This window comes from Aeromonas caviae (genome assembly GCF_000819785.1).
Lineage (GTDB): Bacteria > Pseudomonadota > Gammaproteobacteria > Enterobacterales > Aeromonadaceae > Aeromonas > Aeromonas caviae.
On the sequence record NZ_CDBK01000069.1, the window covers coordinates 31,517 to 50,099 of the forward strand.

An 18,583-nucleotide genomic window follows, 5' to 3' on the forward strand; every position below is an offset into this window, starting at 1 on the left:
ACAGGAATTGCTTATGTTCGAGATGAAATCCGCCAGCTTCGCGGTCAATGACCGCACGCTGCTGCACCCCACCAGCCTTCGCTTCGAGCAAGGTCGGGTCTATGGCCTCATCGGCCACAACGGGTCGGGCAAATCGACCCTGATCAAGCTGCTGGCGCGCCAGCAACCCCACAGCGGCGGGGAGATCCTGTTCGATGACCAGCCGTTGTCTGCCTGGGGCAACCGGGAGTTTGCCCGTCAGGTGGCCTATCTGCCCCAGCACCTGCCGAGTGCCGAAAACCTGCTCGGCCGCGAACTGGTGGAGATGGGGCGCTACCCCTGGCGCGGCCTGCTGGGCCGGATGGGAGCGGAAGATCACCGTCAGGTGGAGCGGGCCATCGCCCTGACCCACACCGAACGCTTTGCCGATCGGCTGGTGGATACCCTCTCCGGCGGTGAGCGGGGGCGAGTCTGGCTCGCCATGCTGCTGGCTCAGGAGAGCCGTTTCATCCTGTTGGACGAGCCGCTGGCCGCCCTGGACGTGGCCCATCAGGTGGAGGTGCTCACGCTCGTCAAGCAGCTCAGCCGCCAGCTCAACCTCGGGGTCATCATCGTCATTCACGACATCAACATGGCCTCCCGCTTCTGCGATCGGCTGGTGGCGCTGCACTCCGGCCGTCTGCTGACCCACGGAGAGCCCGAACAGATCATGACAGGGGAGACCCTGAACGCCATCTATGGCATCCCCATGGAGGTCATTCGCCATCCGGCCCATGACCACGCCATCGCCATCGTCTGACCGGGGGCCGCTCTTGAACCGTTTATTGAAGATGGCGCCCTGTCTGCTCAGTCTGCTGCTGCCCCTGGCAGGGGAGGCCGGGCAGCTTGTCACCGCCACCAGCGCCACGCCCCGCATCGCCACCGTGGACTGGACCATAGCCGAGACCCTGCTGGCTCTGGGGGTCACCCCGATGGCGGTGGGGGATGTGGCCCCCTATCGCGCCTGGGTCGGTGAACCCCAGCTTCCTGCCGGGGTGATCGATATAGGGCTGCGTGCCCAGCCCAACCGGGAACTGTTGGCGGAGCTCAAACCGGATCTTGTTCTCATCTCGCCGCTGGCGGCCCCCCTGGCGCCGACCCTCTCCCGCATCGCGCCGGTGCACTCCATCGCCCTGTATGAACCGGGCACCGATCTGTGGCTGCGACTGCGGGAAGCGACCCTGACCATAGCCGCCCTGGTCAACAAAGAGACCGAGGCCGAACGCCAGCTCGCCGCGCTGGAGCTGGATCTGGCACAGATGCAGGCGGCGCAGCCCGCCGATCTGCCCCCCTTGCTGGTGGTGCAATTCATTGATGAGCGCCATGTGCGGGTGTTTGGCCGTGGCAGCCTGTTCGAGGCAGTGATGCAGCGCCTCGGCCTTCGCAACGCCTGGCAGGGAGAGACCAATGCCTGGGGATTCTCGGTCGCGAGCCTGGAGCAGTTTCTCGGGATGTCGGAGGCCAGGCTGGTGGTGGTGGACCCCGTGCCCGTAGGAGTTGGTGAAAAACTTCAGGAGCCTGGATTGTGGCAGCATCTCCCGCTGGTACAGAACAATCCGGTGATCCATCTGCCTGCGACATGGAGTTTTGGTGGCATATTGGCGGCCCGCCGCTTCGCCACCCTGCTGGACGGTGCCTTGCGGGAGCAGGCTGTCCACAGAGCAACCGGGGGATCAAATCAATGAGCTCTTCTCTTTCTTCGCCCCTGCTGCGCCCGGGTCTCTGCCTGTTGGTGCTGACACTGGGACTGGCCTGCGCCGAGCTGGCGCGTCAACTGCCGGGGGCGCTCTGGTGGCAGGCCCTGTTCTCCCCCGAGCTGAACGATGCCCGCCAGGCGGTGGTTCATTTCAGCTGGCTGCCGCGCCTTGCCATCTGCCTGCTGGCCGGTGCCGCCCTCGGGCTCGCCGGTACCCTGATGCAGCAGGTGCTGCGCAATCCCCTGGCCTCGCCCACCACCCTGGGGGTGGCTTCCGGCGCCCAGCTGGCGCTGATGATGGTGACCCTGCTCGCCCCCTCCTGGCTGCTGATCGGGCGGGAGTGGATCGCCATGGCCGGGGGAAGCCTGGCCATGGGGCTGGTCTTCGCCCTGGCCTGGCGCCGCCAGCTCAATCCCGTGGTCATCGTCTTTGCTGGGCTGGTGATCAACCTCTATCTGGCCGCCATCAGCATGGGATTGCTGCTGTTCTTCCAGGAGGAGCTCAAAGGGTTGCTGGTGTGGGGGAGCGGATCTCTGGCCCAGAACAGCTGGAGCGGCGTCGGCTATCTGCTGCCACGGTTGCTGCTGGCCGCGATGCTGGCGGTGGTGCTGGTGCGCCCGCTGGCAGTGCTGGAGCTGGACGATGCCAGCGCACGCAGCCTGGGGGTCTCCCTCAAGCATCTGCGCCTGGCTGGTCTGGGTCTCGCCGTGTTCGTCACCGCCTGCGTGGTGAGCGTGGTGGGGCTGATCGGTTTTATCGGGCTGGCGGCGCCCGCCATGGTGCGGCTGCTGGGGGTCAGAAAACTGGCCCAGCGGCTGCTGTGGGCACCCATCCTCGGCGCCCTGTTGCTGGCGGCCACCGATCTGCTGCTGCAGACCCTGAGCCGGTTCTGGCCTGTGCTGATCCCGACCGGCGCCATGACGGCCCTGTTGGGGGCGCCGCTGCTGCTCTGGCTTATCCCGCGTCTTGGTATCAAGCAGAGTGCGCCTAAGGCAAACTCCTCCCTGCAGTTGGCCCGCCATCCGGCGCCGACTCGCCTTGTCGGCCTGATGGTGTTGGGGCTGGCTGCGGCGGTGATCGCCTCCCTGTTGTTTGGGCAGGGGATGGGCGGCTGGGGCTGGCCGAGCTGGCTGCGGTGGCAGGCCCAGCTGGAGTGGCGCTTGCCGCGCACGCTGGCAGCGGGTGCCGCAGGCGTGTTGCTGGCGCTGGCAGGCACCCTGTTGCAGCGAGTCAGCAACAACCCCATGGCGAGCCCCGAACTGCTGGGGGTAAGCGGTGGCACCTTCATGGGGGTGATTGCGGCGGCCCTGTTGCTGCCCGCCTTGCCGCTGCCCATGATGCTGCTAGGGGGGCTGGTGGGCGCCTTCGCCTGCCTGTTGCTGCTGGTGCTTATCAACAGGCGCAACGGCTTCCAGCCGGAGCGGATACTGCTGTCTGGCATCGCCATCACGGCGCTGTTCGAGCCGTTGCAGGCCATCGCCCTGGCCAACGGCGACCTGCGGGTGCAGCAACTGCTCTCCTGGATGTCCGGCTCCACCTATTACGTCACCCAGCCGGTGGCCCTTGCCCTGGTGGTGCTGGCGGTGCTGATGCTGGCAGCCTGCTTGCTGGTGAGCCGTTGGCTCGATTTCATGCCCATGGGGCCGGCGGTAGCGACGGCTCTGGGGATCCATCTCGGCCGTGCCCAGCTCACCATCCTGCTGCTGGTGGCCGTGCTCACCGCCAGTGCCACCATGGTGATAGGCCCGCTCTCCTTTGCCGGTCTGCTGGCGCCGCACCTGGCCAGATTGATGGGGCTGGTGAGGGCGCGCTGGCACCTGCTCGGCGCCGCAGGCTGTGGTGCTTTGCTGATGGTGTCGGCGGACTGGATCGGCCAGCAAATCCTCTTTCCCCAGGAGGTGCCCGTCGGTCTGGTCTCCACCCTGTTAGGGGGGGCTTACTTCATGTGGTGCCTGCGCCGCCTCTAGGTTGGTGGATGAAAAGCGCACAAAAAAAGCCCGGGATGAACCCGGGCTTTTCATTGCCTGCTCAGCGGGCTTACTTGCCGATGCAGAAGCTGGAGAAGATGCGGCCCAGCAGATCGTCGGAGCTGAACTCGCCGGTGATCTCGGACAGGGACTCCTGGGCCAGGCGCAGCTCCTCGGCTACCAGTTCGCCAGCCACATAGACCTCAAGCTGCTCCCTGGCTACCAGCAGCCGTTCGGCGGCACGCTCCAGTGCGTCCAGGTGGCGGCGGCGGGCCATGAAGCCCCCTTCGGTGTTGCCTTGGAATCCCATGCAGGCCTTGAGGTGCTCGCGCAGTGCGGGCAGCCCCAGCTCGGTCTTGGCGGAGATGCGATAGACGGCGTGGCCCTGCTCCTGGCTCGGTGCCAGATCCTCGCCGGTCAGGTCCGCCTTGTTGCGCACCACGGTGAGGCCGATGTTTTTTGGCAACCGATCAACGAATTCCGGCCAGATATCGTGGGGATCGACGGCATCCGTGGTGGTGCCGTCCACCATGAACAGCACCCGGTCGGCCTGTTCGATCTCGGCCCAGGCACGCTCGATGCCGATCTGTTCCACCTTGTCCTGGGTATCGCGCAGGCCCGCGGTGTCGATGATGTGCAGCGGCATGCCATCCAGATGGATGTGCTCGCGCAGCACGTCGCGGGTGGTACCGGCGATCTCGGTGACGATGGCGGACTCGCGGCCTGCGAGGGCGTTGAGCAGGCTCGATTTGCCGGCGTTGGGACGACCGGCGATCACCACCTTCATCCCCTCTCGCAGCAGGGCACCCTGCTTGGCCTCGCCGCGCACGTCGTCCAGCTCGGACATGATGGCGTAGAGGTCACCCGCCACCTTGCCGTCGGAGAGAAAGTCGATCTCTTCATCCGGGAAGTCGATGGCCGCTTCCACATAGATGCGCAGCCGGGTGAGGCTCTCCACCAACTGCTGAACCTTGCCGGAGAACTGCCCCTGGAGGGAGTGCATGGCGCTGCGGGCGGCCTGCTCGCTGGAGGCTTCGATGAGATCGGCGATGGCCTCGGCCTGGGCCAGATCCAGCTTGTCGTTGAGGAAGGCGCGCTCGCTGAACTCGCCCGGGCGGGCGGGGCGGATGCCGTCGATCTGCAGGATGCGGCGGATCAGCATGTCGAGAATGACGGGGCCGCCATGGCCCTGCAGCTCCAGCACGTCTTCGCCGGTGAAGCTGTTGGGGGCCTTGAACAGCAGGGCGATGCCCTGATCCAGCGCCTGGCCCTGCTCGTCCCTGAACGGCAGATATTCGGCATAACGCACCCTGGGGAGCTTGCCGAGCACTATCTCGGCGACCCGCTCGGCGGCAGGGCCGGAGACGCGGACTATGCCGACGCCGCCACGGCCGGGGGCGGTGGCCTGGGCCACGATGGTATCTGTTGTCATCTTGCTTGACTCGCTGGTTGGCTGAATGAGTAAGAGGGTGGGGGACATTGTAATAAAAAAGGCGGCCCGAAGGCCGCCTCTTTTGTCATCAGGAAAGATGGGCTGCGCATCAGTTGCGTGAGTGCAGGCCTTTCTTCTCCAGCTGACGATAGATGATGGTCTGCTGGATGATGGAGATGACGTTGCTCACCAGCCAGTACAGAGTCAGACCTGCCGGGAACCAGAGGAACATGAAGGTGAAGATGATCGGCATGAACTGCATCACCTTCTGCTGCATCGGGTCCGTGATGGTGGTCGGGCTCATCTTCTGCAGATACCACATGGAGGCACCCATGAGGATTGGCAGCACGAAGAAGGGGTCCTTCACCGACAGGTCGGTGATCCACAGGGCGAACGGCGCGTGGCGCAGCTCGACAGACTCCATCAGTGCCCAGTAGAGGGCGATGAAGATGGGCATCTGTACCAGGATGGGCAGGCAGCCGCCCAGCGGGTTGACCTTCTCCTTCTTGTACAGCTCCATCATGCCCTGGGACATCTTCTGGCGATCGTCACCGAAGCGTTCCTTGAGCGCAGCCAGCTTGGGCTGGAGCATGCGCATCTTGGCCATGGAGGTGTACTGGGCCTTGGTCAGCGGGAACATGATGCCGCGCACCAGCAGGGTCAGCATGATGATGGCCAGACCCCAGTTCTGGACGAAACCGTGGAACACGGTCAGCAGCCAGTGCAGCGGTTGGGCGATGAACCAGAGCCAGCCGTAGTCGACGGTCAGATCCAGGTGGTTTGCCACCTTGGCCATCTGATCCTGCAGCTTGGGACCGATCCACAGCTTGCCGCTCACTTCGGCCTGCTGGCCGGCAGCGACGTCAACCAGCGGCGCCTTGTAGCCGATGATGGCCTGGTCCTTGCCCGGGATCACGCGGCTGTAGAAGCTGTTGGTGTCGTTGGCATTCGGGGCCCAGGCAGAGACGAAGTAGTGCTGCAGCATGGCGACCCAACCACCCTGGGTGGTCTTGTTCAGGTCGGCATCCTTCATCTCGTCGAAGGTGTACTTCTTGTAGCGGGAGTCTTCGCTGGAGAAGGCACCACCACGGTAGGCACTGGCCACCATGGCATGACCTTCCTGATCCTTCGGCGTGGTCATGGTCTGCTTCAGCTGACCGTAGAACTGTACCTGGACCGGCTCGGCAGACTTGTTGTCGATCTTGTAGTCGACGCCCACGGCGTAATCACCGCGCTTGAGCACGAACTCCTTGGTGAAGACCACACCCTTGCTGTCGGTCCAGGTCATCGGAACGACGACTTGATCCTGACCATCGGCCAGCTGATAGCTGGTCTGGGCGGCTTCATAGGTGGGACGACCCTGGGCCTGGCTGTCCGGACCATTGCGACCGACCAGACCGCTCTGGGCCACATAGAGGTGGGCAGGCTGGCTGGTCAGCAGGGTGAACGGCTGTTCCTTGCCTTCTTCCATCTTGTGGGCCAGCAGCTCGGCAGAGACGATGTCACCGCCCTGGGTGTCCAGGGTCAATTTGAGCACGTCGGAGGAGACGGTGATCAGCTTGCGCGCGGCGTTACCATTTGCTTGCTCGGAAACCTGAGGAATATCACCGGTCTGACCGGCTTCAGGTACGAAATGTTCGGTTTGGGCCACGGTAGTCGGGGCCGGCTTCGGAGCCTTGTCGGACTCCCACTGTTGCCAGAGCAAGAAGCTCACGAACAGCAAACCGATCAGGAGTAAATTGCGTTGTGATTCCATAGTCTTCAGTTTCTTCGCTTTGGTTGCGGAACCGGGTCATAACCACCCTCGGATAAGGGATGGCATTTTAATAGACGTTTGCTGGCTAACCAAACGCCTTTTATGAAACCGTGAAGTCGGATTGCTTCTATCGCAAATTGGGAACAAGTCGGGGTGAAACGGCAGCGCGGCCCGAGCAGGGGACTAATGATTAGCTGATACAGGCGTATCAGTTTGATTGCTACCCATTGCAACGGCGTGACAGAGTGCGCCATAGCTTTTCCAGTAACTTGAACAGCGCTTCGTTGTCCATCTCCTTCACGCCACCCTTGGCGATCACGACGATGTCGATAGCGGGCAGATTGGCTTGATTGAGGCGAAAACTTTCCCGAACCACTCGTTTTACACGGTTGCGCCAGACGGCACGCTTGAGCGCCTTTTTGGGCACGGCGAGGCCAAGACGGGGGTGTTCGAGGGAGTTGGGGCAAGCAAGAAGCGTAATTTGCGGAGAAGCGGCCCGGACAGGCTCGGCGAAAACGCGTTTGAAGTGTTCGGGAGTTAACAGACGTAACTCCCGAGAGAAGGTGTGCTGGGTAGGCATTAGACTACCAGGCGGGCACGACCCTTGGCACGACGAGCGGCCAGAACTTTGCGGCCGTTGGCAGTAGCCATGCGAGCGCGGAAACCGTGAGAGCGCTTGCGCTTCAGGTTGGACGGTTGAAAAGTACGTTTCATGATTCGATTCCGTATTTCTGTACAGTTTTGATTGTCACACTTAGCCGACGCGCCAGCTATAGCGTGTGACGACTAGCAAAAGAGGCCGAATTCTAAACAGAGTTCAGCTTCTCGTCAATCCGCCGTTCCTTTCCATCTCGCCCCGTTCGTCGACCGAGCGGGATAATCTGGCAGGATCCGGAGGATCAAGGGCCCCGAATTATACTGGCAACCCGGGGTTAAACAAGGATCCCTCAAGAAAAAAGGCGGCCAGGCCGCCAAAGAGAGAGCTATTTAAGTACTTTGCGCAGGAACTCCCGGGTACGGGGATCCTGCGGATCGACCAATATCTGATCCGGCGGGCCCTGCTCCACGATCCGGCCTCCTTCCATGAAGATCACCCGATCGGCGACATCACGGGCAAACTCGATCTCGTGGGTCACCACCACCATGGTCTGGTGCTGGCGGGCGAGCTGCTTCATCAGGCCCAGCACCTCGTCGACCCACTCGGGATCGAGGGCGGAGGTGGGCTCGTCAAACAGGATCACCTTGGAGTGGGCCGCCATGGCCCGGCCGATGCCGACGCGCTGTTGCTGGCCGCCGGAGAGGGAGGCCGGGTAGGCATCCTGTTTCTCGGCGAGGCCGATGTCCTTGAGTATGCCCAGGGCAGTGGCACGAGCCTCCGCCTTCGGCTGCTTCCAGACGGTGATCAGCCCCTCGGCGATGTTGTCCAGCGCCGTCTTGTTGGCGAACAGGGCGTAGTTCTGGAACACGAAAGAGGCGCGTTTGCGCAGTTCGATGGCCTGCTGGTCGCTGGCCTTGGCCAGATCCACGGCGAGGTCATCGATGACGAGCCGCCCTGCATCCGGGGTTTCCAGCAGGTTGAGGCAGCGCAGCAGAGTCGACTTGCCGGTACCGGAGGGGCCGATGATGACGACAATCTCCCCCTTCTTTACCTCAAGATCGATGCCGTTGAGCACCTGATTTCCGTCATAGGCCTTGGAGAGACCCGTTAGGTTGATCATGACAGGCCTCCTTTAATAAGCACGGTTCAGCCGCACTTCCAGCAGATGCTGCAAGCGGGTGAAGAAGATGACCACCACCCAGTAGATCAGCGCCACCGCCATGAAGCTCTCGAAGAACTTGAAGGAGGAGGCCGCTTCCATCTGGGCCTTGCCCATGATCTCCGCCACACCCAGGGTAAACGCCAGGGAGGTGCTCTTGATCATGTCGATGAAGTAGTTCATCAGCGATGGTGTCGCGATGCGGGCCGCCTGGGGCAGGATGATCCGCTGCATCGCCTGCAGCCGACTCATGCCGATACTGAGGGCGGCTTCCATCTGGCTCTTGTGGATGCCGAGAATGGCTGCCCGGATCGACTCGGCCATGTAGGCGGCAAAGTGCAGGGTCAGGCCGATGATGGCGGCGGTAAAGGCATCCATCCCCACGAAGATGGGGAAGAGCTGCGGCAGCCCGTAATAGAGCAGGAACAGCTGGACGAGCAGCGGTGTACCCCGGAAGAACGAGATATACAGCATCGCCAGCCAGTGAAGTGCGGGAACGCGAAACACCCGTACTATCGCCAGGATCAGCGACAGTACGAGTGACAATACGAATCCCCACAGGGCCATTTCCATCGTGGTGCCCAGGTATTTGAGCAGGATGGGAAACAGCCCTAGCGTGTACTCGAGGTCAAATTCCATCATTTATTTGCTGGTGATGTCCGCTGCGAACCATTTTTCGGAGATTTTGGTCAGGGTGCCGTCTTTGCGCATGGCGGTGAGGGCATCGTCAACCTTCTTCAGCACGGCCTGCTTCTCCGGGGTCTTCAGGAAGGGCAGGGCATTCTCGATGGTTTCGAACGGTGCACCTGCCTGTTGCAGCGGCAGCTTGGATTCCTTGATCAGCTGGGCGGTGGAGACGCGGTCCATCACGAAGGCGTCGATGCGGCCCAGGGCGACATCCTGCTCGAAGGCGGAGTCATAGGTACGGATATCGATCTTCTTGTTGGGGTCGTTCTTGCGCAGCAGCTCTTCGAAGTTGGAGCCCAGGTTGACGGCGACCTTCTTGCCTTCCAGATCCTTGATGCCGTGGATGGTGTTGTTGCCCTTGCGGACCACGATCTGGGCACCGTCATAGACATAGGGCTGGGAGAAGGCGTACTTGGCCTTGCGCTCGTCGGTGATGGTGATCTGGTTGGAGATGGTGTCGACGCGGCCGGTTTCCAGCATGCCGAACAGGCCGGAGAAGCTGGCGGTCACGAACTCGACCTTGTAGCCGGTGCGCTCACCGATCTGGTTCCACATGTCCACCTCGAAGCCCTGCAGTTTGTCCTGCTTGACGAAAGTGAACGGGAAATATTTGCCGGACATGCCGACCTTGATGGTTTCCTGGGCGATGGCCTGGCCGGACAGGCTGGCCAGCAGAATGGCGGCGCCGGAAATCAGCTTGATGGTAGTTTTCATGGGGATTCCTCTCTCTGTAGTGCTGTATTTTTAGTTGTAATCACGGGTTGGCGCTGATGTTATTGGAATAAAATATAAAAAATAAATGATATTTGGTTATATAAAATAACTATGGTCGCAGCGCGCCATTCTGTCCACATTGACGATATCCGGCTGTGGGTAACTTTGGGGATGAAATGGGATCCTGGGGCGTTGGATCCTTGAAAGTCAAGGATCTTATTTGCTGGATCCGTGCGGCAGCAACTGGAGATCCGGCCACTAAAAACGTAGAATAGCCGGTCTTTACTTAATCAATTGACGGGAGTCTAGAGTGACTGCTTCGCTATGGCAGCAGTGCCTTAACCGGCTGCAAGATGAGTTGCCCTCGGCAGAATTCAGCATGTGGATCCGGCCGCTTCAAGCGGAGTTGAGTGACAATACTCTGACCCTGTATGCACCGAACCGCTTTGTTCTGGACTGGGTACGCGACAAGTACCTGCTCCGGGTCAACGGCATCATCAACGAGCTGTGCGGAGCCGACGCTCCCACCCTGCGTTTTGATATCGGCAATCGCCCTCATCCCGTCGCGGTCGCCAGGGCGCCGGCCCGTGGTGTCGATGCTGTGAATAACTCTCCCAAGAGCTGGGAAAACAAGGCCGAAAACAAGCCCGAGCCAAACCACAAGAGCAACACCAACGTGAACTATACCTTCGAGAATTTCGTCGAGGGTAAGTCCAACCAGCTGGCCCGTGCGGCCGCCCGTCAGGTGGCCGACAATCCGGGTGGTGCCTACAACCCGCTGTTCCTCTATGGCGGCACCGGCCTGGGCAAGACCCACCTGCTGCACGCCGTTGGCAATGCCATCAAGGATCGCAAGAAAGACGCCAAAGTCATCTACATGCACTCCGAACGGTTCGTGCAGGACATGGTGAAGGCGCTGCAGAATAACGCCATTGAAGAGTTCAAGCGTTATTACCGTAGCGTCGATGCCCTGCTCATCGATGACATCCAGTTCTTCGCCAACAAGGAGCGCTCCCAGGAGGAGTTCTTCCACACCTTCAATGCCCTGCTTGAAGGCAACCAACAGATCATTCTGACCTCGGACCGCTATCCGAAAGAGATCAACGGGGTGGAAGATCGTCTCAAGTCCCGCTTCGGCTGGGGACTCACGGTGGCGATCGAGCCGCCCGAGCTGGAGACCCGGGTTGCCATCCTGATGCGCAAGGCGGACGAGAACCAGATCCATCTGCCGGACGAAGTGGCCTTCTTCATCGCCAAACGACTTCGCTCCAACGTCCGTGAACTGGAAGGCGCCCTCAACCGGGTGATCGCCAATGCCAACTTCACCGGCCGCGCCATCAACATCGACTTCGTGCGCGAGGCGCTGCGCGATCTCCTGGCCTTGCAGGAGAAGCTGGTTACCATCGACAACATCCAGAAGACGGTGGCGGAGTACTACAAGATCAAGCTGGCGGATCTGCTCTCCAAGCGTCGCTCCCGTTCCGTTGCCCGCCCGCGCCAGCTGGCGATGGCGCTGGCCAAGGAGCTGACCAACCACAGCTTGCCTGAGATAGGGGATGCCTTTGGTGGCCGTGACCACACCACGGTTCTTCATGCCTGTCGCAAGATCGAGCAGCTGAAGGAAGAGAGTCACGACATCAAGGAAGACTATTCCAACCTGATCCGTACCCTTTCTTCCTGATAACGGAACGGAGTGCACAGATGCAGATTGCATGTTCCAGCCTGATCCGAATCCTTTCCTCCCAATAACAACGGAGAGCACAGATGCAGCTCGAAATTAGCCGTGAGGCCCTGTTACGTCCCCTGCAACTGGTGTCCGGTGCCCTGGGTGGCCGGCCGACCCTGCCCATCCTCGGCAACGTCCTGCTCGATGTCAGCAATGGCCTGCTGTCGCTGACCGGGACCGATCTCGAGGTGGAGATGATCGGACAGGTCTATCTCAACAGCGACAGCCAGGATGGCCGCACCACAGTGCCGGCGCGCAAGCTGCTGGACATCTGTCGCGGTCTGCCGGAGGGGGCGGAGATCCGCCTCAGCACCGAGGGAGAGCGCCTCATCATCCGTTCCGGCCGCTCCCGCTTCAACCTGTCGACCCTGCCGGCGACCGAATACCCGAACATCGAGGATTGGGAATCCGTGCTCGAGTTCGACATCAGCCAGCTGGAGCTGAAAAAACTCATCGACGCGACCCAGTTCTCCATGGCGAGCCAGGACGTGCGCTACTACCTGAACGGCATGCTGTTCGAGAGCGAAGGACACGGCCTGCGTACCGTGGCGACGGACGGTCACCGGCTGGCCACCTGCCGCCGCGAAGTGGTAACGGAATCGCTGCCCGATCATCAGGTTATCCTGCCACGCAAAGGGGTGCTGGAACTGGTGCGCCTGCTGGAAGCGGAAGACAAGCCGGTAAGGCTGCAAGTGGGCCGCAGCAATCTGCGCGCCGCCCTGGATGGCTTCATTTTCACCTCCAAGCTGGTGGATGGCCGTTTCCCGGACTGGCGCCGCGTCATCCCCCGGGGGAGTGACAAGGCCCTGATCGCCGGTCGCGAGGATCTGCGCCAGGCCTTTGCCCGTGCCGCCATCCTCTCCAACGAGAAATTCCGTGGGGTGCGTCTCAATCTGCAGGAAAACCTGCTGCGCATCACCGCCAACAACCCGGAACAGGAAGAAGCCGAAGAGCTGCTTGACGTACAATACGCCGCTGGCGAGATGGAGATCGGCTTCAACGTCTCCTATGTGCTGGACGTGTTGAATACGTTAAAATGTGACCAAATCCGGATCAGCCTGAGCGATTCCATCAGCAGCGCCATTATTGAGGATTTTGAGAACCAAGATGCCCAGTACGTGGTGATGCCGATGCGGATCTAGTCGTGTCCCTGGTCAAACTCCAGCTCAGCGACTTTCGCAACATTCAGCACGCCAGTCTCGCGCTGTCTCCCGGCCTCAATATCCTGGTCGGGAGCAACGGCAGCGGCAAGACCAGCGTGCTGGAAGCCATTCATTACCTTGGTCTCGGCCGCTCGTTTCGTACCCATTTGACCGGGCGGGTCATCCGCCAGGGCGAGCGGGCCTTTACCCTGTTTGCCCAGTGCGAGCTGGAGGGGCGTCAGGTGCCCATCGGGCTTGCCAAGGACAAGGGGGGCGAAACCCAGCTCAAGATCGCCGGTGCCCAGGCCCAGCGCCTGGCCGATCTGGCGGAGCTGTTGCCGGTACAGTTGATCCACCCCGATGGTTTCAGCCTGCTGACCGGTGGGCCCCAGGCTCGCCGGGCCTGGCTCGACTGGGGTGTTTTCCATCAGGAGCCGACCTTCTTCTCCCTCTGGGGGCGGGTGCGTCGGCTGCTGAAGCAGCGCAATGCCTTGCTGCGCCAGAGCACCCAGTATCGTCAACTGGCATTCTGGGATCAGGAGCTGGTGCGACTGGGTGGCGAGCTGGCGGGGTTTCGCGCCAGTTATTGTCAGGCCATTACGCCCCTGATCAAGGAGATGACGGCAGATTTTCTGCCGGAGTTCGATATCGGTCTTGGATTCTATCGAGGCTGGGAAAAAGACACTCCCCTCGACGCATTGCTGGAGGCGGGGTTCGAACGGGATCGTTCGCTGGGGTACACTGGGGTCGGTCCGCAGAAGGCGGACGTGCGGCTCAAGGCGAACGGCGTGCCCGCGCAGGATATTTTGTCCAGGGGTCAGCTGAAGTTGCTGGTCTGTGCCATGCGGCTGGCCCAAGGGCTCTATTTGAATCAACATAGCAGCCGCGGCTGTATTTTTTTAATTGATGATTTTGCCTCTGAACTGGATGTCGACAAACGTCGTCTGCTGGCCGCAAGGCTGAAGCAGTGCGCGTCCCAGGTGTTCATCACCGCCATCGATACCGGTCAGCTCGCAGACATGATGGATGCGAGTGACTGCAAGCTGTTCCACGTGGAACAAGGCAAGATCTCCGAAACGTTAGAGAAGGCAGAGAGTAAGCTATGAGTGAAAATACTTACGACTCCTCGAATATCAAGGTGCTCAAGGGCCTGGATGCGGTCCGCAAGCGCCCGGGGATGTATATCGGCGATACGGACGATGGATCGGGCCTGCACCACATGGTGTTCGAGGTCGTCGACAACTCCATCGACGAGGCTCTGGCTGGCTACTGCTCCGATATCCAGGTCAAGATCCATTCCGACGGCTCCGTCTCCGTGCGCGACAACGGTCGCGGCATTCCGGTGGACATCCACCCGGAAGAGGGTCGTTCGGCCGCCGAAGTCATCATGACCGTGCTGCACGCCGGCGGCAAATTCGATGACAACTCCTACAAGGTGTCCGGCGGTCTGCACGGTGTGGGCGTTTCCGTGGTGAACGCGCTTTCCGACAAGCTGCTGCTGACCATCCGCCGCAACGGTCATGTCTACGAGCAGACCTATCACCTGGGCGAGCCGCAGGCACCCCTCAAGCAGATTGGTGACAGCACTGGCACCGGGACCGAAGTCCGCTTCTGGCCGAGCCCGACCATCTTCAGCGATACTCTGTTCCACTACGAGATCCTGGCCAAGCGTCTGCGCGAGCTCTCCTTCCTCAACTCCGGCGTCTCCATCCGTCTGATGGACGAGCGTGATGGCCGCGAGGCGCACTTCTGCTACGAAGGGGGCATCAAGGCCTTCGTCGAGTACCTGAACCAGAACAAGACCCCGATCCATCCCAAGGTGTTCCACTTCACCACAGAGCAGGACGGCATCGGTGTTGAAGTCGCCATGCAGTGGAACGACGCCTATCAGGAAGGGGTCTACTGCTTCACCAACAACATTCCGCAGCGGGATGGCGGTACCCACCTGGTGGGCTTCCGTACCGCGCTGACCCGGACGCTGAACAACTACATGGACAAGGAGGACTACAGCAAGAAGGCCAAGTCCGCCGCCAGTGGTGACGACGTCCGTGAAGGTCTGATTGCCGTTATCTCCGTCAAGGTGCCTGACCCTAAGTTCTCCTCCCAGACCAAGGACAAGCTGGTCTCTTCCGAAGTGAAGACCGCCGTGGAACAGGCGATGGGTGAGAAGCTGGCCGACTTCCTGCTGGAGAACCCGGGCGACGCCAAGATCGTGGTCAACAAGATCATCGATGCGGCCCGTGCCCGCGAAGCGGCCCGCAAGGCCCGCGAACTGACCCGCCGCAAGGGCGCGCTGGATATCGCCGGTCTGCCCGGCAAGCTGGCGGACTGTCAGGAGAAAGACCCGGCGCTCTCCGAACTCTACATCGTGGAAGGGGACTCTGCTGGCGGCTCCGCCAAGCAGGGTCGCAACCGGAAGAACCAGGCCATCCTGCCGCTCAAGGGTAAAATCCTGAACGTGGAGAAGGCCCGTTTCGACAAGATGATCTCCTCCCAGGAGGTGGGCACCCTGATCACCGCTCTGGGCTGTGGCATCGGTCGCGACGAGTACAACCCGGACAAGCTGCGCTATCACAACATCATCATCATGACCGATGCGGACGTCGATGGTGCGCACATCCGTACCCTGCTGCTGACCTTCTTCTATCGTCAGATGCCGGAAATCATCGAGCGTGGCTATGTCTTCATCGCCCAGCCGCCGCTCTACAAGGTGAAGAAGGGCAAGCAGGAGCAGTACCTGAAAGACGAAGACGCATTGTTGCAGTACCAGACCGCCATGGCGCTGGACGGTGCGACCCTGCACGTCAACGAGTCTGCCCCGGCCATCGGTGGCGAGGCGCTGGAGCGTCTGGTCAACCAGCATCGCTCCGTGACTCACCTCATCACCCGCATGTCCCGCCGCGCGCCGGAAGCCGTGCTGACCCAGCTGATCTATCAGCCTGAGTTGAACGAAACCCTGCTGGCCAGCGAGAGCGATCTGCAGGCCTGGTGCCAGAGCATGGAGGCCGTGCTCAACGAGAGCAACCACGGCATCCAGTACCAGATGCAGGTACGCCGCGACGAGGAGCGCAGTCTGTTCGTGCCCCACGCCGTGGTACGCCAGCACGGGGTCGATCGCGAATATCCGCTGAGCTATGACTTCCTGCAATCCTCCGAGTACCGTCAGCTGGTCTCCCTGGGCAAGGAGATCGCCAACCTGATCGAGGAAGGCGGTTACATCAAGCGTGGCGAGAAGGTGAAGCCGGTCGCCAGCTTCGTTGAAGCGGTCGAGTGGCTGATGGGCGAAGGCAAGCGTGGCATCTACATCCAGCGCTATAAAGGGCTGGGGGAGATGAACCCGGAGCAGCTGTGGGAAACCACCATGGATCCGGAAGCCCGTCGCATGCTGCGCGTCACCATCGACGACGCAGTCGGCGCCGACCAGCTCTTCTCCACCCTGATGGGTGACGCCGTAGAGCCCCGTCGCGACTTCATCGAGACCAACGCCCTGCGGGTTGCCAACCTCGACGTCTAATCAGACGGTCCGACAACCATCAAAAGCCGCTCCTCGTGAGCGGCTTTTTGTTTTTTGGGCGGAAGGGAGAGGGCGCGTTCCACGTGAAACATGAGGGACCTAGACTCTGTCACCACGAAAGGTGCGGCGCCACTCCCGCGGCGACACCCCGAATCGGGTGCGAAAGTGCTTGCGCAATATGGTGGCAGACCCGAGCCCCACCAGTTCGGCGATGCGTTCCACGGTGTGGGAGCTGGACTCCAGCAGCGTCTGGCTGCGGCGAAGACGCTCCGCCATCAGCCACTCCCCGAGGGAGAGACCGGTGGCGAGCTGGAAGCGGCGGCTAAAGGTGCGTCGGCTCATCATGCAATGTTCCGCCAGGCTGTCCAGGGTGTGGGGCGCGGCCAGGTGCAGGCGCAGGTGATCGAACAGCTGGTTGATCCTGGCATCCCGGGTGGAGGCGGGTACCGGCTGCTCGATGAATTGGGCCTGGCCACCCTCCCGGTGGGGAGGCACCACCAGCCGCCTGGCCAGCTTGTTGGCAATCTGGCTGCCGTGATGCTGGCGAACCAGATAGAGGCAGCAGTCCAGGCTGGCGGCGGTGCCAGCCGAGGTGATGAGCCCGTCGTCGTCGACGTAGAGGGCATTGGTATCGAGCCGCACCCGGGGGAAGCGCTGGACGAACTCCTGTTCAAATTCCCAGTGGGTGGCGGCACCGCGCCCGTCCAGCAGGCCGGCATAGGCCAGCACATAGGTACCGAGACAGAGCCCCACGATCTGGGCTCCCCTGATCCGGGCGGCAACCAGGGCATCGAGCAGGGGTTGGGCGGGGCGCTCGGCCGGATCGCGCCAGAAGGGGATGATGATGATATCCGCCTCCAGCAGACCCTCCAGGCCATAGTCGGCCTCCATGCGAAAGCCCTGGGAGGAGGCGGGTTGCCGCGTGTCATCCCCGGCGCAGAGTCTCAGCTCGAACAACGACTGGCCCGGCATCATCTTGTCGCCAAAGATGAGGCAGGGCACCGAGCAGTGAAAGGGGCTGAAGCGATCGAAGGTGATGACGGCGACGATAAGGGGACGGGGCATGGTGGCAAACTCCTTTGCACTCGGATCCCCATCATACGGGGCAGCAACAGAAAGCCGAAGAGCCATGTGGTGCCCGGCCCCTCGCTCAGAGCACCATGGTGTCGCCATCCTCGGGCACCCTTACCCGGGCGGCCATCCCCTGGCTGTCCAGGTAGTCGCGCAGCTCCCGCCGGGACAGCAGGGCATGATTGACCGCCTCCATGTGGCTGGCGATCAGGGTGGCCTGCGGGGCGGCCTGATAGACGGCGGCCACATCCTCCTTGCCCATGATGATGGCGCCCAGACCCGTCACCTGGGCATCACCGCAGTTGAGGACGACAACCTCGGGTTGGTGCCGGTGCAGCGCTTGTTCAACCTGGGCATTCCAGACGGTGTCGCCGGCCAGATAGAGGGTCTTTTCGGCGGGATGGGAGAAGACCACTCCGCTGACCTCGCCAAGGCGATCCCCCAGCAGGGCCATGATGGTATCGCTGCCGTGTCGGCCTTCCGTCTGTTGCAGGCGGATGCCGGCGAACTCGCCGACCTCGCCCAGCAGGCGCACATCCTCGAAGCCGCATCCCCTCATGGTGTCGGCATCTTTTTGATGCTGCACGAACAGGGGAAGGTGCTTGGGGATCTTCGCTTTCGCGACATCGTCCCAGTGATCCAGATGGTCATGGGTGACGATCACCGCATCCACCTCCAGCAGGGTCGCCATGGGCAGCGGTAGCTCGACCAGGGGGTTGCGAAGATGGCTGTTGGCCATGCCTTCGAAGCCGGGGTAGCTCCCCTTGGGGGCCAGCATGGGGTCGATGAGGAAGCGGGTTCCTGCGTAGTGGATGAGCAGGGTGGCGTTGCGAACCTGGGTAATCTTCATGGCGTGCTCCGGTTTCTCGTTGGGGACACGGCCAGTATGGAGGGATGAGGGACGGATCATGAGTGGCCCGCAGGCCTATTATCGATCTAATCGGGCCATTTTTGATGGCCTGCATTTCTTTTGTTTTTACCCCTTGAAAGCCAAATGCTGGCCCCTATATAGATAACAAGGCCGGAACGCTCGACAGAGGTTTCGACCAGGCGCCCGTCCATCAGGAGGGCAAACAATCCGTTATCGCTCACAAGAGGGTAA

General features: G+C 61.6%; 17 protein-coding genes. 7 read left to right on the top strand and 10 right to left on the bottom strand.

Translation table 11 applies throughout. The features are described from left to right. Nucleotides 1-13: 13 nt before the first annotated feature. The 3 genes from BN1120_RS11040 to fhuB are packed head-to-tail and all read left to right on the top strand — an operon-like array spanning nt 14 to nt 3,682. On the top strand, nt 14-778 hold the full coding sequence (locus tag BN1120_RS11040; protein WP_010672275.1) for an ATP-binding cassette domain-containing protein: 765 nt from the start codon (nt 14-16) through the stop codon (nt 776-778). 31 nt (nt 779-809) lie between these two features. Further along, a complete protein-coding gene (locus BN1120_RS11045; RefSeq protein ID WP_042016193.1) occupies nt 810-1,703 on the top strand; it encodes an ABC transporter substrate-binding protein in 894 nt (297 codons plus the stop codon). Continuing rightward, entirely contained in the window at nt 1,700-3,682 is a 1,983-nt protein-coding gene (gene fhuB, locus BN1120_RS11050; protein ID WP_042016132.1) for a Fe(3+)-hydroxamate ABC transporter permease FhuB, read from the top strand. The genes BN1120_RS11045 and fhuB overlap by 4 nt, the downstream gene beginning before the upstream one ends. 70 nt (nt 3,683-3,752) lie before the next feature. Here the strand turns inward: fhuB and mnmE are convergent, their stop codons facing one another. From mnmE to BN1120_RS11085, 8 genes are all read right to left on the bottom strand, one after another. Further along, nucleotides 3,753-5,114 (bottom strand): tRNA uridine-5-carboxymethylaminomethyl(34) synthesis GTPase MnmE, encoded by a 1,362-nt coding sequence (gene mnmE / locus BN1120_RS11055; RefSeq protein ID WP_010672278.1) that lies wholly within the window; start codon nt 5,112-5,114, stop codon nt 3,753-3,755. A 109-nt stretch (nt 5,115-5,223) separates the two neighbouring features. Then, nucleotides 5,224-6,870 (bottom strand): membrane protein insertase YidC, encoded by a 1,647-nt coding sequence (yidC, locus tag BN1120_RS11060; RefSeq protein ID WP_042016135.1) that lies wholly within the window; start codon nt 6,868-6,870, stop codon nt 5,224-5,226. 5 nt (nt 6,871-6,875) lie between these two features. Further along, complete coding sequence (gene yidD / locus BN1120_RS20765) at nt 6,876-7,124, bottom strand: membrane protein insertion efficiency factor YidD (RefSeq protein ID WP_010672280.1); 249 nt, start codon at nt 7,122-7,124, stop codon at nt 6,876-6,878. Next, complete coding sequence (gene rnpA, locus BN1120_RS11065) at nt 7,091-7,450, bottom strand: ribonuclease P protein component (protein ID WP_010672281.1); 360 nt, start codon at nt 7,448-7,450, stop codon at nt 7,091-7,093. The genes yidD and rnpA overlap by 34 nt, the downstream gene beginning before the upstream one ends. Continuing rightward, nucleotides 7,450-7,584 carry a 50S ribosomal protein L34 gene (gene rpmH, locus BN1120_RS11070; RefSeq protein WP_005307156.1) on the bottom strand — a complete coding sequence of 45 codons (135 nt, stop codon included), beginning with the start codon at nt 7,582-7,584 and terminating at the stop codon, nt 7,450-7,452. The genes rnpA and rpmH overlap by 1 nt, the downstream gene beginning before the upstream one ends. A 269-nt stretch (nt 7,585-7,853) precedes the next feature. Beyond that, nucleotides 7,854-8,588 carry an amino acid ABC transporter ATP-binding protein gene (locus BN1120_RS11075; protein ID WP_010672282.1) on the bottom strand — a complete coding sequence of 245 codons (735 nt, stop codon included), beginning with the start codon at nt 8,586-8,588 and terminating at the stop codon, nt 7,854-7,856. A 12-nt stretch (nt 8,589-8,600) separates the two neighbouring features. Continuing rightward, nucleotides 8,601-9,269, bottom strand: coding sequence for an amino acid ABC transporter permease (locus BN1120_RS11080; RefSeq protein WP_080767997.1), 669 nt, complete (start codon nt 9,267-9,269; stop codon nt 8,601-8,603). Next, on the bottom strand, nt 9,270-10,028 hold the full coding sequence (locus tag BN1120_RS11085) for an amino acid ABC transporter substrate-binding protein (RefSeq protein ID WP_010672284.1): 759 nt from the start codon (nt 10,026-10,028) through the stop codon (nt 9,270-9,272). It lies immediately after the preceding gene. 310 nt (nt 10,029-10,338) lie between these two features. Here BN1120_RS11085 and dnaA point away from each other — a divergent pair, with 310 nt between their 5' ends. The 4 genes from dnaA (at nt 10,339) to gyrB (ending at nt 16,410) form a co-directional block, all read left to right on the top strand. After that, nucleotides 10,339-11,709, top strand: coding sequence for a chromosomal replication initiator protein DnaA (dnaA, locus tag BN1120_RS11090; protein WP_042016136.1), 1,371 nt, complete (start codon nt 10,339-10,341; stop codon nt 11,707-11,709). A gap of 83 nt (nt 11,710-11,792) precedes the next feature. Next, the gene (gene dnaN, locus BN1120_RS11095) at nt 11,793-12,896 is read left to right on the top strand and encodes a DNA polymerase III subunit beta (protein ID WP_041212068.1); all 1,104 of its coding nucleotides are present in this window, start codon (nt 11,793-11,795) and stop codon (nt 12,894-12,896) included. Between the two features lie 2 nt (nt 12,897-12,898). Further along, on the top strand, nt 12,899-14,002 hold the full coding sequence (gene recF, locus BN1120_RS11100; protein WP_042016137.1) for a DNA replication/repair protein RecF: 1,104 nt from the start codon (nt 12,899-12,901) through the stop codon (nt 14,000-14,002). After that, the gene (gene gyrB, locus BN1120_RS11105; protein WP_042016138.1) at nt 13,999-16,410 is read left to right on the top strand and encodes a DNA topoisomerase (ATP-hydrolyzing) subunit B; all 2,412 of its coding nucleotides are present in this window, start codon (nt 13,999-14,001) and stop codon (nt 16,408-16,410) included. Before recF ends, gyrB begins: the two co-directional genes overlap by 4 nt. 99 nt (nt 16,411-16,509) lie before the next feature. On the opposite strand, the gene BN1120_RS11110 is transcribed toward gyrB, so the two are convergent. Continuing rightward, nucleotides 16,510-17,475 carry a GlxA family transcriptional regulator gene (locus tag BN1120_RS11110; RefSeq protein WP_042016140.1) on the bottom strand — a complete coding sequence of 322 codons (966 nt, stop codon included), beginning with the start codon at nt 17,473-17,475 and terminating at the stop codon, nt 16,510-16,512. An 85-nt stretch (nt 17,476-17,560) separates the two neighbouring features. Continuing rightward, nucleotides 17,561-18,331, bottom strand: a complete 771-nt coding sequence (locus BN1120_RS11115; RefSeq protein WP_039040649.1) for an MBL fold metallo-hydrolase — start codon at nt 18,329-18,331, stop codon at nt 17,561-17,563. Nucleotides 18,332-18,583: the final 252 nt, after the last annotated feature.